This window comes from Flavobacterium johnsoniae UW101, assembly GCF_000016645.1.
Lineage (GTDB): Bacteria > Bacteroidota > Bacteroidia > Flavobacteriales > Flavobacteriaceae > Flavobacterium > Flavobacterium johnsoniae.
Window position 1 is genome coordinate 5,337,168 of the sequence record NC_009441.1, and the last position, 17,451, is coordinate 5,354,618.

Genomic DNA, 17,451 nt, shown 5'->3' on the forward strand with positions numbered 1-17,451 from the left:
TCTTGTCTTGAAACTTTTTTATCTTAGTTATCTCCTCGGCTCCTATTACTATTTTTAATGAGTTAGTACAAAAGTCTTTTTTTCTATTCCGATTCCGGTTATTGTTAATTTTTTCCAGTTCTTAGGCAATACTGATTTAACTTGTTTTATGCCTCCGGCAGCATCAATATCCAAACCTCCAAATCCCATTATTACGGCTTGAAGAACACCTCCTGCACCTGTCGAAAAGTATGGGTTTGTCCCTCCCTTGCATTCTGAAATGACCCTGAAAGGAGGGTTAAGGTTCGGTTGATAAGCATCTTTAAACCAATGATAAGCCTGGTCGCTATCCTCTAAGCGGCTGTAGAGTAATGAAAATATAGCTTGTGTCATAGCGGGAGTGTCTGACTGGGGAATTTTAGTTTGATAATATTTCAAATCCCTTTCTATCTGTTCTTTATCGGTTATAAGCTTCAATGGATATGCTAATAGATTGGCATCGGCCTGCTTGATATTCTGATCCGTATAGCTATCGTGCTCTCTGGTTACTCCATTACTCATCTTCGAAATTAGAATTTTATCTGCAATCAAAGTCCACTCTTTGGGAGCTATGACACCCAATACAGTTGCACATTTAGATGCATACTGCAGATTTCTGATAGCTGTTCCGTTCGTATAAGCATTGTTGTCAATATTTTCAGCCCATTCATCTGCTGCAACGACATTCTTTATTTCATATTCTCCTTTATCATTCTTCTCTACTCGGCTCGCCCAAAATTCAGCAGTTGCTTTTAATATCGGCCACCCTTTTTCTTTCAGCCATTCCTTGTCACCTGTAACAAGATAATACTGCCAGGCAGCAATGGCCACATCTCCTGTTACATGATGCTCAAAAGCTCCCGTTAAAGCATTCACCGGAGTTTCTTCTGCTCCGGAATCTGCACTTTCCCAGGGAAACATTGCGCCATCATATCCATAAATGGCAGCTTTTTTACGTGCTGCATCCAGCCTCTGATAACGATATTCAATCATGCTTTTTGCTATTTCAGGATGAAGCAGCAGCATGGGAGGAAACATCCAGATTTCGGTATCCCAAAACACATGTCCGTTATATCCAAGCCCGCTCAGCCCCATCGGCGATGGAGAAAGAGATGTGCTTTTTCTTGTGAAAGAATAGAGATGATAAAGCATGCTTCTTATATCCTGTTGCGCTTGGGGATCTCCTTCTACTTGGATATCACTCTGCCAGAGGCTATTCCATTCTTGCATATGTCTGTTTAAAAGCCTTGACTTTCCTTCTAAGGCTGCATAAATAGTCAGCCTTTCAGCTTCATTATAAGGATCATTTATATGATCTGATGATATAAGACTGCCTATCAAAGCAAAAGAATAAGTCTTGCCCGCTTTTATTTTTTTGTCAAATGACATTGCATGCATATCAGCGTCATTCATTCTGTGCAGGATCTCAGGTTGCAGCTTTTTCCCTTCATCAAAAAGGAATGTATTTGAAACAGCTATTTTAGATCTTCCTGTGGGCGTAAATGCAACAGAAGTCAATAATGGTATATTAACATGGGTATTTGTAATATTCTGAAAATAATTCTGCTGGTTGTTAAGTGAAGAGGGAGTCTCCAAAAGATTCTCTACGTTGATTTCGGTATCTTTTTGCGTATTTATATTGACAACCATCATTATACAATGCGGAAGATGACGCAAAGCATAGTATGAATATGTTACAGTTGCTAAATCCTTAAATTGAAAAGACCCCGTGAAAGCCCCATTGCGCATATCCAGTTCCTGCTTATAATTATTAATATTATAGGTCTGCACAGATTCACCATTAAAAGCCAGTTTCATATTCAGCAGATTGTAATTTGGAATGAAACTACTGACCCTTCCACGCTTGTAGATATCGTACGTTCCTGCCAATACTACTTCTTTCACTTTTAAAGGCTCCGGTGACGATATAATTCCGATCATGCCATTAGCCACCGTTTCTCCATAATAATTATTGGAATCCGGTTTATCTGCCGAAAGCTTCCACGGATCCTGGCTATACAAATAATTGCTGCCGCATAGCATCAAAAAAAAGAAAACATGATTAAATATGTATTTTTTCATCTTACTTAAGGTTAAATATTCAAGAGGTTAGTTATAATACATAAAGATCGCTGCAGTCTGTTTAACAGCAACGATCTTTAAAAAACTAATTAATTAAATTTTTATTTTGTTTAGGTCTTTATCACTTTTTTTTTGCTGCATCAGCTACAGGATAAAAACTAATAGCATATCCTCCACCCGAAGCCGAAAATTGCGAAAGCTTTGAATTGCTCGTAACAACAACTTTACGGATTGTGTAGGCCTGGGTATTAGTTTTATAATTTGCGTCTTTAGCATCAGCATAAATTACAGCGGTATACTTTTTCCCTTTTTCAAGAAATCCAAGATCGATATTGGACACACGCGCTGTTTCTCCGTTTACATTTCCTAAAAACCAGTTGTCAGTTCCTTTGGCCTTTCTGGCTACTGTAATATACTGGCCAGGTTCAGCTTCAAGATATCTGCTGTCATCCCAATCCACCGCAACATCCTTAATAAATTGGAAAGCATCTGCAAAACGTTCATAGTTTTCAGGAAAATCTGCCGCCATCTGCAATGGACTGTACATCGTTACGTAAAGCGCTAATTGATTAGCAATAGTAGCGTTTACATGTGAACCATTTGTTACATCCATTTCAAAAATTCCCGGAGTATAGTCCATTGGTCCACCAATCAGTCTTGTAAAAGGCAGTATTGTGACATGGTTTGCATTATTTCTGTCATTACCGAAAGCCTGATATTCGGTTCCACGTGCAGCTTCATTTCCGATAAGATTTGGATAAGTACGTGCAATTCCAGTCGGACGGACTGCTTCGTGCGCATTTACCATAATTTGATAATCTGCTGCTTTCTCAATGGCATATTGATAATGATTATTTGTCCATTGGCTGTAATGCGTCTCACCAAGCGGAAGTATATTGCCTACATATCCACTTTTTACAGCATCGTAACCATATTGCTTCATCAATTTGTATGCAGCATCCATATGACGCTCATAATTACGTACCGCCCCTGAAGTTTCATGATGCATAATAAGTTTTACCTTCTTTGCATGTGCATATTCATTTAATCCTTTTATGTCAAAATCGGGATATGGCGTAACGAAATCAAAAACATAATCTTTCTCATGGCCAATCCAGTCTTCCCAGCCTTCGTTCCATCCTTCAACCAGCACCGCATCAAATCCATTTTTAGCTGCAAAGTCTATATATCTTTTCACATTGGCGGTAGTTGCGCCATGTTTCCTATTTGGTTTGGCTTTAGAGAAATCGGTAACGCCAAGCTGAACAGAAGGAAATTCATCAGTGTAAGACCAGGTACTTTTTCCTGAAATCATTTCCCACCATACACCCACATATTTTGTTGGTTTGATCCATGATGTTTCTTGAATTTTACTTGGTTCGTTCAAGTTATAAGTCAATTTCGAAGCCAAAATGTTACGTGCATCATCACTAACAATAACAGTTCTCCATGGCGTTTTGCAAGGTGCCTGCATCTTACCCTTATCCCCATGTGAATCAGGCGTCAGCCATGATTCAAATACAAAATTTTTATCATCTAGATTAAGATGCATGCAGGAATAATTAATTAATGCAGCTTCATGCAGGTTAATATACAATCCATCCTGGCTTTTCATCATTAGTGAAGTCTGCACGCCGGTTGGAGAGAATGACGTCTGCGAAGCATTTCCTTTTGTATATGCTTTTTCCATCAGGCCTCTTATTTCAGAAAGTTTTGAAGTACTATAATTGTATTCCTGCGTATCATAGTCTCCGGGAATCCAATAAGCGGTATGGTCTCCCGCCATAGCAAACTGGGTTCGTTCTTCCTTAATGGTGAAATAAATCAGGTTATTTTGCTGGGGAAATTCGTAACGGAAACCCAGTCCATCATCAAAAAGACGAAATCTAATGATCATTTTTCTATCTGTTTCTTTTTGGCTCAGGCTTACAGCCAATTCATTATAATTGTTTCTAATTGATGAAACTTCTCCCCATACAGGTTTCCAATTTTCATCGAAAGAACTAGTTTTAGTGTCTTCTATTTTAAAATCATTTAATAAGGACTTATTATCATTTTTAAGCGTAAAACCTAACTTGCTTGCTTTTATAACGTCTTTTCCTTTATAAATTAATTTATAAACCGGAGTACCGTCTGCCTCCAGGGAAAAGTGCATTAAAAAGTTGCCGTCAGGCGATTTTAAATCCTGTGCATTGGCAGTAAAAATGCCAAACCACAAAATAGCGGTGAGAAAAAAGTGTTTCATTGTGAGTATAATAGTATTTAATTTTTAATTGTGATTACTGCATTTTTTCCTGAATCAGGAATTCTTACTGAGATAACATTTTCAGCTTCATTCCAGCTCCAGTTTATTTTTGTAAAATCGGCTTCAATATTTTTCTCCAAAACATGCGGTTTAACATTTTTAAGTTTTTCTCCACCTGCAAAAACATCCTTAGGTTTGTTCGATGCATGAATTTTTAGAATGAAATTTCTTGGGCCGGCAGGACTATATCCTTTATATTCACGCTCACCGACAGTAATCTTGATTTCTTCATTTGAAGCCTTTGAAGTTATCTTGGTTTTACAGAAGACATCTCTTTCGTAATCACGGCTTTCTCCGTCGTCTTCATAGAATGTAAAAGAGGTTTCTTTATTTAGATTACCTGGAAAAATGTCAAATGTAACCGGATATACTTTCTTTTCATCAATATACTGCATTACAGGCATCTGTGGAATTATGCTCCCTTTCTTCACAAAGACAGGAATTGTATTCAAGGGGGCATCAACAGTAATCCATTGCTCTCCTTTATACTTAGTTTTGCAATTATTAAAATCAATCCACTCTCCTTCAGGAAGGTATACATCTTTAGTAACAGCACCTTGTTCTACGACCGGTGCTACCAAGAGTTCTTTTCCAACAAGAAACTGCCCATTTAATTTAAATGTTTCTTTATCATTCGGATATTCCAACAGCAAGGCTCTCATGATCGGCAGTCCCGTATCGTGAGCTTCGCGGGCATATGTATATAGATATGGGAAAAGCTTGTATTTTAATTCTATACTTTTTCGGCTTATATTTTCTGCCTCCGTTCCGAATTTCCATGGTTCAACTGCGTTTCCACCTTCATGATGGGCGCGGCTCAATGGGGTAAAAACACCAAACTGCAGCCATCTTACATATAATTCTGCCATAGCATCATAATCCTTTATATCCCCGCAGTACCCTGAAATATCGCAGGTCCAAAACGGAATTAGCCCCATCCCTGCAGAAAGACCTACAGGAATCTGATTGGCCATTTGTTTCCATCCATCCAGCACATTGCTACCATTTCCTGAATCACCGCTCCATCCAAAAGTATAACGCTGCAACCCCGCATAAGCCGCTCTGGTCATTTGAAATATTCTTTTATTTGGATTATGCTTATAAAACTGCTCTGTAACCACCTTATCCCAAGTAAAACCATAAACATTATGAATCTCGTTATGCATTCCAAGATGATGTTTCATATTGAGTCTGTCAACAGCATCTTCATTGCTCCATGCTGGTTCTCCCATATCTGTCCAAAATCCGCGAACTCCATCGTTTAAAGGTTTCTGCTGATAGCTGCCCCACCAATCTGCCACCTCAGGTTTTGTAAAATCTACAACCCCGCAATTGCCTCCCCAAGGCCATGGCATATCATAAGATTTGCCTGTACGGACATCTTTTACCAGATGACCAAGTGCATCAGCCTCTTTCCATTGTTGCTGGTTTGCCTGTGAAATAACAGGATCCTGAGAAACAATCATTTTAAAGCCCATATCACTTAAATCTTTTACCATCCCTTTTGGATTGTTATAATTGTTTTTTCTCCAGTCAAAATCCTGCAGCCCTTCTGTCCAGCCAATATCCTGATAGATAATATCGCATGGGATTTTTCTTTTTCGGAACTCTGCAGCAATTTCCCTGGCCTGATCTTCACGTGTATAATCTCCTCTGCATTGCGAAAAGCCCAATGCCCATTTAGGCGGCATAATCGGTTTCCCTGTTAAGGCAATATAGTTTTGTATTATCTCCTTGTAGTCGTTTCCAAACATAAAGTAGTAGACCATCTGCCCAGCCGGCGCTTCAAATGAATAATAGTCATTACTCTCACTTCCGAACTTGAATTCTGTCTTATAGGTATTGTCAAAGAAAATTCCGTAACGGTAACTACTCATAAAAAAAGGAATACTTTTGTAAAGCGGATCTTCATTAACGCCATAACATGGCTGATCGCTGTTCCACATTTTATAAGCACTTCCACGACGATTCAGGTTCCCTGATTTTTCACCCAATCCAAAAAATTGTTCGTCATTTCGTAAGACTTTATTGGTTCTTATTTTGCCATTGTCATTAACAAATCCTTTTTCAGCATAATCACTGAAAAGAAGTTTTTGATACTTGTCAAATATCTGCAACTGAAACGGAGCCTTATTTACCCGTATCCTTAGTTGCTCTGTAAAAATTTCATAGGTTGATGGTTCCTCCTTTACAGTAACATTTCCTTTCCAGCCCAGATCTTCTTCTATAACTGCAAAAGATTCATTATTCCTGACAAAATTGCCATCAGCAGATGCCCAGATTTTAACGACTTCCCCGCTGCATAACTGAAGCATGATTTTTGAATTATTAGCACAGCTGAAAACTACTTTATTTCCTTTTACTGAATAAGCGGTGCAATTCCCCAAATACTGCTCTTTCTTTTGCGAGTATGCTTGAGAAACCATAATACAGAAAATTACGCAGCAATAAAAAATAGATTTTTTCATAATATAACATATCGATTAGTTTAAGCATTGAAAATACATCCAACGCTTGCAGAAATGTGTTCCGCTCCAAAAGCTTAACACGAGTTTATAAAAATTGCCCCCTGGAAATGGGGCAATCCTCTATTTATTTGGGACTATTCAACTACAATCATTGCCCAATATTGAAGTACCGGCACTTTAAAATTCACCTTTTCCCCGTTTTGAGAAAATGAAAGTTCGACAGCTGCACCTCCATTATAATCTGGTGAAGCATACCAGATTTTGGTAACTTTGCCACTGTGGTTTAAATTAAGCATCGCTTGCTTAATTAAATCCGGAACATTCTGTGTTCCATCAGTATCTCTCCAATTCAAAGAATTAGCATTAGTAAAATTCAATAGATGTATTATTTCTCTGCTACCAACTTGTTTTCCTACTGCCGCAACTTTCCCCATAGTAGGAGGCCAGCTGCCTAAATTTAACTTCCCGTCTCCAGTGGCAATTGTCGGATTTGTATAGGTTCCGCCGTCGCGAAGAAGGTTTTGATAAGCCGTCATAAAATCGTAATATTCCAAAAGTGAGGATTTCAGCTCCGCACTCATGCTTAAGTTTTTATTTGGAAAATATTCCTTGCCCAGCATATGCTCGCCCAATTCCAGATGCGATCCTCCAAAAGCAAATATAACAGCATCCGTAAGCAGGACACCCGGTGTATTAAACATGCCCTGATTATTCGCTTTATTATAGTTCATATAGGCTGCCAATACAGTATTTTTACTGTTATTGCTGTAAGCCGCATTATCTGTTAGAACTTGTGTCAAATCTTTAAAGCCTTCATTAGGAGACCAAACTTCAGTGTATAAAAAATCAAGTTCTTTACCAGCTATTTCTTTCTGTCCATATTGATTAACTGCGTTCATAACGAGCTTTTTATTGGTATTGGCAGACTTCATAGCTGAAATAAAGGAAGGGAATGCATTTTTCAGATCAGCATTTGTACCATCATATCTGAAAACATTGCCTCTGTCTCCAAGCTGGTCAATATGAAAACCATCAAAATCATACACTTTATAAACATCATCATTCTTTTGCGCAAGATAATTCTGCCATGCTGTATTAGCAGGATCGGTGATGTAGATGTTGCTAATAAAGGGCCATCCTAACTCATGCTTGTCTTTATCATTATGGTTGGCATCTTTATAGACAAACTGTTGCTGTTTGATAAGATTTGGATCATAATCGTTCAAAACTCCATAAGCAAGATTATAAAACATTGCTTTCATATTTTTGCTGTGGGCCTGAGCTATATAACCCGAAACTGTGCTTCCGTATACCTCTCTGTTAATTATATCGTTCCATACCGGCATTGGATTTGAGACTGTGCCTGCCAATGGCTGATGCTGCCTGTACTGCCAATCATAGAATTGGATCCCGTTAATATGATAATCCTTTAGATTATCTATAACTGCTGCTCTGTCTGATTCTGAAATATTGCCAAACTCTGAGAGAAATCCATAACGAGGGAATTTAGCCCAATCTGATGAAACGTCAATACCTACAGTACCCAAAATAGTTTGGGTACCGTCAGTATTTGTTTGGTAAATGGCAACCATGTATCCTTGAAAATCATCAGAAGGTGGAAGCCAACTCCATGAAGTTCCGCTAAAAGTTTCCTCCTTAATAACTTTTCCAAGGTGGGTATAGCGAATAAGAGAACTATTAAAAACTTTATCCGCCGTAAAGTTTACCGTTTCACCCGGTTTATAACTTGCTTTATCTGTTTTAAGGGTAATCTTTGCAGTAACTGCATCTTCGGCATATTCAATCTTTCCATTGTCATCATCACTCTGGCATGATGCAAAACATAAAAAGAGGCAAAGAAAAAACAGCTTTATTATTTTATTTTTAATACTCATCTTTAGTTGATTGTAAGGACATTTGTTGAAAGATCTAATGTAATAGTATGGTTGCCTGCCTGTGCTGCGCTTACCACCCATTTATTATCGTCACCATCACATTTATCACGTTTAGTAAAATTTGTATTAGTAATCGCCTGGTTTGCTGATACTGGTGTAATTTCAGTCCCCTCACACCAATTGGTATTGTATTTTGTAAATTTAAATTCACCTGCAGTCAAAGGTCCACTGTAAGTATAGACACTTCCATTTTTAGTCATCGGAAGCAATGAGCCCATATTCCATCCATTTGGTGTAGCACTGCCAATCAGATAAACTTCAACAGGGACAATCTTAATAACGTTTGTACTTATATCAAGTGTAATTTTGTATCTGCCTGCAGTCTGTGCTGTAACCTGCCATTTATTATCTACATCACAGCCGGAATTCTGTGCAACGCCTGTTTCGGTCAAACCTTGATTATCCACCAATGGTCTGTACCATTCTCCGCACCAGCCTCCTTTTGTGCCAGCCATTATTTTAAAGTTTCCAGGCGTTAAATTAGCTTCGTATGTGAAAATAAAAGGATTATCTGTAACCGTAAAGGCTTCTGGCGTATCGACATTCCAGCCGCTCGGACTTGCATCACCTACAATCCATAATTGTGTAAAAGCTGGAGATTCCTGTTCTTCAATTACAATAGTTAATTTTAGCAAGTTCACTGTAATTTTGTAAAGTCCTGCTTTGGTAATTTCCCATTGCAGGTCAGAACCGCTTCCGCCAGTATTATGGACTATCTTGCCTGTATCAGCAGCATCTTTTGTATAAAAGTCCTGGCACCAGCAAGAATCCGTATTTACTGCAAATTTGAATTTACCTTTACTTAACTGGCCAGAATATACAAAAACAACAGGATTAGCTGTCTGGGCAGTCAGAGCAAAAGCCTTTGTAATATCCCAACCATTTGGTGATGCATCACCGACCATGAACAGTTCGGTTGATAACGGCTGATAGGGAGTTAAATTAAAATCGATTATTGAAGTTTGAGGCGTCACACTTTTATCACCAAAAGTTGCTGTAATCCTTGCCTGCAAAACAATCACTTTACCAGGCTCTCCGTTAAAAGTTGTGAGCAGTATTGAATTTAATGTTGCCACATTAATATCAAAGTCGTATCTGTTTTTTCCAAAATCATATTCAACTGCATTAACGAAATTATTTTCTTTCTTGTCAATTTCCAGTTTATATGAAATCGAAGCACCTGTTCCCTTGTTATCACCTGTACTCCATTTAAAACTGAATTTTTGCTGGAACATGCTTTGATCCAAAACCATGTCAGTACTGCTCAACGTAAGCTTTAACACATCAGCACTAAAATTTTTAGCCTGAAGATCATCATTGCTGCAGCTTGACAAAGCTGCAGATAAAAACAACAAGAAGACAATCACGTATCTTGTCCAAACTATATAATTTCTATTTTTTTTCATAGCACTACAATTTTAGTAACCTGGATTTTGAGATAAATTAGGATTTCTGTCACGCTCAATCTGCGGTATAGGAAGCAGCAAGTGATGCTGATCAGCATTAGATTTCCCAATTGAGTGGAAAAAACTAAGCGCGTACTGGCCATTATCTACTCTTATAAGATCAAACCACCTTTGACCTTCAAATGCTAACTCCATTCTTCTCTCATGCAGAACAGCTTCCCTAAAATCAATCTTACCAAGTCCTGTAGTGATATTGGCCAAACCTGCACGCTTGCGAACCAAATTGAGCGGAGCTTCTGCCTGAGAAGTGTTCCCTAATTCATTAAGCGCCTCAGCTTTCATTAAAAGAATATCAGCATAACGAAGGACCGGGAAATTTAGCGGACTGTTATCATAAGAAGGCGAAATACTTAGGGGCACTAAAAACTTTCTTAAATTATATCCTGTCAAGGAATATGATGCGCTGTACGGAATGCCAGCAAAGTCAGGACATCCCTGGTACAATACAGTTTTATCTTTACGAAGATCGCCATTCTCATAACTGTTAAAAAACTCCTGAGTTGGCTGGCTCCATCCATAAGCTCCTGCTACCATATTAGAACTTCTTGGCCCTGTAAAAGTGCTTGCCCAGGAAGCCTGATTTTCATTACTCCAAAAATCATATCCTGCATTAGCTGCATATTGCACCTCAAAAAGAGATTCCTTTGAGTTTTCTGTTTCAGTACTGAAGTTATCGCTGTAATCAACATTCAAACTGTATCCCATTGTCTCTAGTTTTGTCGTTAAATCAACAACTTCCTGCCATTTGCCCAACGTCAAGTTCACTTTGGCTAATAGTCCTAAAGCTGCCCCTTTAGTGGCTCGTCCTTTATCTCCCTCTGACAATTCTTGTTTGGTAGGAAGCATAGCAACAGCCTTTTCCAAATCACTTAATATCAACGCATAAACTTCATCTTTGGAAGTACGTGATGGATAAAGATTACTGTTTGAATTTTGCGGCTCAGTAATCAACGGAACGTCACCAAAAAAACGAACTAAAATAAAATAGTATTGGGCTCTTAAAAAATATGCCTCTCCCAAGCACCTATTCTTAACTGCCTGGTCGATATTCAAGCCAGGTCCGACCGCCAATACAATATTTGATCTCAGTATACCCGGCCATGGCCCGCGCCATAGATCCAGAACTCCTTCATTGCTGGGAGTAGTAACAAAATTAGACAAGTTAGTTGTTTCAATACCATCTTCCCCTCCCCCTGCGCCAACAATACTATTGCCAGCAAAAATATCGCTGGTCCACATTCTAAAATTATATAATTTTGGCCATTGCAATGGCTGATAAGCACCGTTAACCATGGTAATTAATTCCTCAGCATTGGTAGGATAATTTCCAGTATTTATAGTATCAGGTTGTGTTTTATCTAAAAAATCATCACTGCACTGTACCATTACAAATGATAACATTACTATTAAGCCTATTTTTATGTGTTTCATTTTCATAATTTTAAAATCCAAGATTAAGTCCAATAGAGTAATTTGTTGTAACCGGATATACGCTATTATCAATACCGTTTGCCGAAACTTCAGGATCAAATCCTTTATAGTTTGTGAAAGTCAAAACATTCTGCGCTGAGAAATATAATCGAATCGATGAAAACACATTGTTGAATACGCTATCCGGAAAGTTATAGCTCAAACTCACATTTTTTAATCGCAGATACGAACCATCTTCCACAAACCTGTCAGAAACTCTGGCATTACTGTTAGGGTCACCATACACTGCTCTTGGCATACTGTTACTGCTTCCCACGCCTGTCCATCTTCCTAAAGTTGCCGTAGTCTGATTATTTGCAACTGACATAGATTCCGTATACATGCGGTTGGCATTATAGATATCATTTCCATATACTCCCTGAAGATAAACCGTTAAGTCAAAATTCTTATAAGAAAATGTATTGTTAAGCGAGTAGGTGAATTTTGGATTTGGATTGCCTAAAAATGTTCTGTCCTTATCATTAATGATCCCATCGTTGTTAAGATCCTTAAATCTCACATCTCCAGGTGCTGTGCTTGTTGCCGAATTAGAACCTAACATTTGAACTGCATGATTATTTACATCGGTTTGCGTTTGGAAAATACCGTCAGTTACATACCCATAAAAAACGTTTACAGGGTACCCGGCCTGAATTAGGGAAATAGTACTGTTCAATCCTGTGCTTCCTGTTATAATTGGAGTATCACCATTTATACTGTCAACTTTGTTTTTATTATAAGAAAAAACAACATCTGAAGACCACTTGAATTCATGCACCAGATTTTTTGTTGATAATGACAATTCAATACCTTTATTCTGAATTTTTCCGGCATTTATCGATGGAACATAGATATCTGAATATCCAGAAGTTACCGGCACCGACATCGGAACTAACATATCATTGGTGTTTTTCACATAGGCATCAAAAGTTAAATTGATTCTGCTGTCGAAAAATGACGCATCCAGACCAACATTAAATTGTTCCTGACCTTCCCATTTTACATTTGTATTCGGAAGTACAGTAGGCACAACAGCACTCACATAATTGTTATTAAAATTATACATAACCGTATTATACGATGATGAAAAAGCATAATTACCAATATCCTGATTTCCGGTAATTCCGTAACCAACTCTTAATTTCAAATCATTAATAGCTGTTACTTTCTCCATAAATTTCTCTGATGAAATCCTCCATGATAAAGCACCTGATGGAAACCATCCCCATTTATTTCCTTCACCAAAACGAGAAGATCCATCTCTTCTGATTGTTCCAGTTATATAGTACTTGCCGTCATAGTCATAATTTACCCTTGCCAAATAAGACATAATTGCCCATTCAGAAGCGTTACCTCCTACCGTCGGCTGTAATGTCCCATTGTCTATCTGCTGGGTTTCATCACTCGCAAATTTCTGAATAGAGCCGTTTAAGAAATCATACTTATTAGACTGCGAACTGCTTCCTACAACAGCATTCAAATTATGTGCGCCAAAATGAGCATCATAAGTCAGCGTGTTATCCCAAAGAACCGTAATGCTTTTATTTGTCCCCTCATAAAGATATGAGTTGGTCTGAACATTAGAACCCCATGAATATTTAGGCGACCATGTTCTGTCAAACCAAATATTTGCCTCTACTCCTCCTAAAGACTTAAACACTAAGTTTTTTAGTAAATTGATTTCTGCGAAAAGGTTTCCTTGAAGATTATATCCTTTTGTTGATCTTTCGACAGTTGTGGCTTTTCCGATTGGATTTGTAATATCTCCATAATAAAGAGGATTTCCTGTAGGTCCAGTAAAATTTCCATTTTCATCATATATTGGCTGGGTAGGGTTTGCCAATAACGTGCTACGGATATCATATGCGCCGCTTTCTTTTATATCGTGTGCAATTTTAACACTGTTACCAAATTTTACTTTACTGGTCACCTTAGTATCAGAATTAAACTGAACAATAAATCTTTCATAATCTGTATTTAAAACAATACCCTTTTGGTTAAAATAATTAGCAGAAACATAGATATTAGATTTCTTTGTTTTATTGCCATATGATAAGGTATAACTAGACATCATCTCAGGATTGAATAATGTTCCAACCCAGTCGGTTCCTGTTCCCAATGAAGCGGGATTTGTCCATAATGGATTAGGAGCAAGTCCTCCATTAGTCAGCATATCATTATTTAACGATGCGTATTGAGAAGCATTTAGCATCTTTACCACATTTGAAGCATTTTGTACCCCCGTAAAAGTATCAAAAGTCAAAGTTGAGCCTTCCTTTGTTCCACCTCTTTTAGTGGTTACAATCACAACTCCATTTGCTCCTCTAGAACCATAAATTGCTGTAGAAGAGGCATCCTTAAGTACGCTGATCGATTCTACATCATTCATATTTACCTGGTTAAGGCCTCCATTTAAGGGCATTCCATCCACTACGATAAGAGGGTTATTATTAGCAATGGTACCTGTTCCCCTCACTCTAAAAGTGACATTAGATCCTGGTTCTCCACTCGAAATAACCTGCACACCTGCAGCTCTTCCCTGCATTGCCTCTCCAATATTGGCAACAGGCTGATTTTTTGTTTTAGCTACATCGATTGAAGAAACAGATCCTGTTAAATCCCTGGCTTTGGCTTTTCCATACCCAATTACAACTACATCTGTTAGTGTTGTTGTCTCAGGCGCCAGCTGAATTTCCAGATTGTTATCTACTGCAGAAACTTCTTTATTAGCATATCCTACATAAGAGACAACTAATACAGCATCGGTTGTGTTTACCTTAATAGAAAATTTGCCATCAAAATCTGTGGTTGTACTGTTTGATGTCCCTTTTACTATTACTGTTGCCCCAGGCAAGGGCTCATGCTTTTCATTATAAACTGTGCCCGAAAGAATTTTTTGTACACTTTTTAATGCAGGTCCCCCCTGTTGTTGAACAACAGCGAAAGCATTATTGCTGCCGCAGAGTGAAACAAGTATAAAAAGAATTAGGACAAAATCTTTAATAGATGCCCTTTGAACATCAATTTCATGATATGATCTCATTTATTTTTTTGTTTGGTTAGTAATATTGTTAGTAATTGTTTTTTGAAGTAAGGACGGGTCCTCTAATAATAATGCTATTTCATAAATATTTATATTGATATTTCAACTGAGTTTTATAAGGCCTTTAAAAAACTAGCGCATCCAAAATCTGTCATGGATTAAAGCAAAGGAACAAAAAAACATATCCGAAAAAAGCTTATATGGAATTCGTATAGAAAAAATACGGTTTTAAAAAGGAAACAAAAAACACAACTGACTTATTTATAGTCAATTAACAAAATAACAGCTCAAATAATCATATAGATTTTTAATTCCAATACAATAATTATTTAGGTATAAAAAAACATATTATGTAATATTTTACTATAAAAAACTAATTATTCTCATCTTCAAACAGGGTAAAAGAAAATCGAAGCACAAAAAAATCCCGCTAGTATAGTTAGCGGGAATTAGTTAGAATAACTAATTATAAAGTTAGTTTTTAATAGAAGTCATTTTCATCAGCTTTTTATCAAATCCCTCATTTTCGATTATTGATTTATTTCTGACTTTTGTTTTGTAAGCATAAATAGAGTTAACCGAATAGCCTAAAATCTGGGCAATCTTTTCATTATGCTTAATTCCTAAACGGATTAGTGCAAAAATCCTCAATTCTTTATTAAGAATTTGATTGTCTTTAAGCTTAATCTGCTCCGCTGGTTTCATCAAGGAATTGAATTCTTCAATAAAACTTGGAAATAAATTAATAAAGGCAGTATCAAAATTATTTAAAAGCTTTTCTTTTTCTTTCTTCAGATCATATCTCGATACACGATATTTCGCTTTAACGTAATCGCCAGAATCAATATCTTTTTCTATAGAAGAGATAAAGTCATTAAACTTTTCGAAGATATCATCATACTCAGTAAAAAAGAAACCGATATACTCCTCATTGATTTTGTTAGCCTCGAATAGGCGGTTATTGATTGATTCTATTTGCTTATTTCTGGCGTTTACCTCTTCATTAACAATTACAAGCTGTTTATTTACTTTCTGCAGATCACTATGAGCGCTTGCAATTATTTTCTTTGCCTTTTGAATCTTTCTGAATTGGATAAAAGTTAAGATTAGGAAGCAAATTACAATTGTGGAAAAAACAATAGCTCCAATATATTGAATATAAAGACGTTTTCTTTCTCTTTCAATATTCTGTACTATCTCTTCTTCAATAAGTGGCAGAATCGCCCCAACCTGCAGTTTTCTCTGCTGAGCGCCGTAAAACACAGCATCATCATATGCTTTTTTGACTAGTGAAGATGCGCTCTGCAGGTTCTTTTTTCTAAACAGCAGCTCTGAAAGCCTTATTAATGCTAAAGATTCTTTTGTTGATATTTGTATATCTGCAATAGCGGCTTTGCTGTAGTAATCAATCGCTCGGTCTGCTTTTCCAGATTCTCTGCAAATTTCCCCTAACATATAATTTAGTAATGCTTCATCTCTGCTATTTATATTGGAATTGAACATAGATTGAAACCCTTCCTCTGCTATAATTAAATTACCGTCTTTATACTCGTTATAAAATTTTAAAAAAGAATTAAAGAAAGTCCCCGGCGTTGTTAAATTAAGAGCCTTAATCCGGCATTCTTTAGCGAGCCTGTTATACTTCCTGCTAAAAAATGGAATACTGCTATATTCCGCCATATCTCCATAGCATCGTCCCAATAAACCATAGTATAAAGATCCGTTTTCGTTATTTATTTCTTCAGGCTTAATCAAATCCAGATAATCTAAACCTTCTTTGTACATTCCGGCTGCAACACTGATGTTAGCTAAATTAATATTAGCTTTCATCAAAAAAGCTTTATCATTAATACTTTCTGATAAAGCTTTAATTTTCAGAGCGTAATTAAAAGCTGAATCTCTTTTAAAAACTACATATTGGTCGAAAAGCTGCTGATTTAATTCCACTTCCCTATATTGACCATCTTTGTTATGCCTCAGTTTGTTTTTTATATTCTTGATGATTCTTCCTTTATTGCTGTCATAGAGAGATGAAGAGTCAATAACCTGATCAAGCCTTTTTAGCAACTCGCCGCCTTGGCCATAAAATAGCTGTGGATGCAGCAATAAAAAAAATACCACGATAGTAATCTTACTAATAAACTGCCTTATAAAATAACTACAAGTATCCATCATAAATGAAGGAAACCTGACGCTGTATTTTTCGTTCTCTTCTTCTATTGAGATTTCTCTTTTCCTTAGCATTAAAATTTTATTATATTACAATTTAAAAATCAAATATACAAAAGTACAGCTTATACGATGGTCCTTGAAAAGACAATTGTATATTCACAAAATACTTTTCATTGTTTTAATCCAATTATTTTATGTTTCTAAAACAGAAGTAAATCCGGATTGAAAGTCTTCAAAATCGATCTGGGAAATTTATAGGGATTTCGATGCATCCCAGCAAGTCTGACAAATTACTTCCTGCTTAAACTCATCACTTTATATAATAGATTGGACTGCAGATATAATAAAGCCTGTTGTCAAAAAAGCAACAAGTTTATTACATTACTAACAGTAAACCAATATCTTAATGAATTTAAATTGAATAAGATAATTTAACACATAAAGAAGCTGATACAGATTATCAAACTTACAG

8 protein-coding genes are annotated in these 17,451 nt (G+C 36.9%); all 8 read right to left on the minus strand.

Annotated features, from left to right (window positions below):
• Window positions 1–54 precede the first annotated feature (54 nt).
• A complete protein-coding gene (locus FJOH_RS22895; RefSeq protein WP_012026398.1) occupies window positions 55–2,061 on the minus strand; it encodes a glycosyl hydrolase family 95 catalytic domain-containing protein in 2,007 nt (668 codons plus the stop codon).
• Between the two features lie 160 nt (window positions 2,062–2,221).
• Complete coding sequence (locus FJOH_RS22900) at window positions 2,222–4,345, minus strand: glycoside hydrolase family 97 protein (RefSeq protein WP_012026399.1); 2,124 nt, start codon at window positions 4,343–4,345, stop codon at window positions 2,222–2,224.
• A 17-nt stretch (window positions 4,346–4,362) separates the two neighbouring features.
• Window positions 4,363–6,831, minus strand: coding sequence for a glycoside hydrolase family 31 protein (locus FJOH_RS22905; protein WP_202944870.1), 2,469 nt, complete (start codon window positions 6,829–6,831; stop codon window positions 4,363–4,365).
• A 176-nt stretch (window positions 6,832–7,007) separates the two neighbouring features.
• Window positions 7,008–8,768 carry an endo-dextranase gene (locus tag FJOH_RS22910; RefSeq protein WP_012026401.1) on the minus strand — a complete coding sequence of 587 codons (1,761 nt, stop codon included), beginning with the start codon at window positions 8,766–8,768 and terminating at the stop codon, window positions 7,008–7,010.
• Between the two features lie 2 nt (window positions 8,769–8,770).
• The gene (locus FJOH_RS22915) at window positions 8,771–10,234 is read right to left on the minus strand and encodes a SusF/SusE family outer membrane protein (RefSeq protein ID WP_012026402.1); all 1,464 of its coding nucleotides are present in this window, start codon (window positions 10,232–10,234) and stop codon (window positions 8,771–8,773) included.
• 12 nt (window positions 10,235–10,246) lie between these two features.
• Complete coding sequence (locus tag FJOH_RS22920; protein WP_235023049.1) at window positions 10,247–11,758, minus strand: RagB/SusD family nutrient uptake outer membrane protein; 1,512 nt, start codon at window positions 11,756–11,758, stop codon at window positions 10,247–10,249.
• On the minus strand, window positions 11,736–14,807 hold the full coding sequence (locus FJOH_RS22925; protein WP_012026404.1) for a SusC/RagA family TonB-linked outer membrane protein: 3,072 nt from the start codon (window positions 14,805–14,807) through the stop codon (window positions 11,736–11,738). The genes FJOH_RS22920 and FJOH_RS22925 overlap by 23 nt, the downstream gene beginning before the upstream one ends.
• A gap of 474 nt (window positions 14,808–15,281) precedes the next feature.
• Window positions 15,282–16,982, minus strand: a complete 1,701-nt coding sequence (locus FJOH_RS22930) for a DUF6377 domain-containing protein (protein ID WP_012026405.1) — start codon at window positions 16,980–16,982, stop codon at window positions 15,282–15,284.
• Between the last annotated feature and the right edge of the window lie 469 nt (window positions 16,983–17,451).

Excerpts from the sequence above, each read along its gene's own strand:
- FJOH_RS22895 (WP_012026398.1), bottom strand. The coding sequence starts at position 2,061 with ATGCTATGCGGCAGCAATTATTTGTATAGCCAGGATCCGTGGAAGCTT.
- FJOH_RS22900 (WP_012026399.1), bottom strand. The coding sequence starts at position 4,345 with ATGAAACACTTTTTTCTCACCGCTATTTTGTGGTTTGGCATTTTTACT.
- FJOH_RS22905 (WP_202944870.1), bottom strand. The coding sequence starts at position 6,831 with ATGGTTTCTCAAGCATACTCGCAAAAGAAAGAGCAGTATTTGGGGAAT.
- FJOH_RS22910 (WP_012026401.1), bottom strand. The coding sequence starts at position 8,768 with ATGAGTATTAAAAATAAAATAATAAAGCTGTTTTTTCTTTGCCTCTTT.
- FJOH_RS22915 (WP_012026402.1), bottom strand. The coding sequence starts at position 10,234 with ATGAAAAAAAATAGAAATTATATAGTTTGGACAAGATACGTGATTGTC.
- FJOH_RS22925 (WP_012026404.1), bottom strand. The coding sequence starts at position 14,807 with ATGAGATCATATCATGAAATTGATGTTCAAAGGGCATCTATTAAAGAT.
- FJOH_RS22930 (WP_012026405.1), bottom strand. The coding sequence starts at position 16,982 with ATGATGGATACTTGTAGTTATTTTATAAGGCAGTTTATTAGTAAGATT.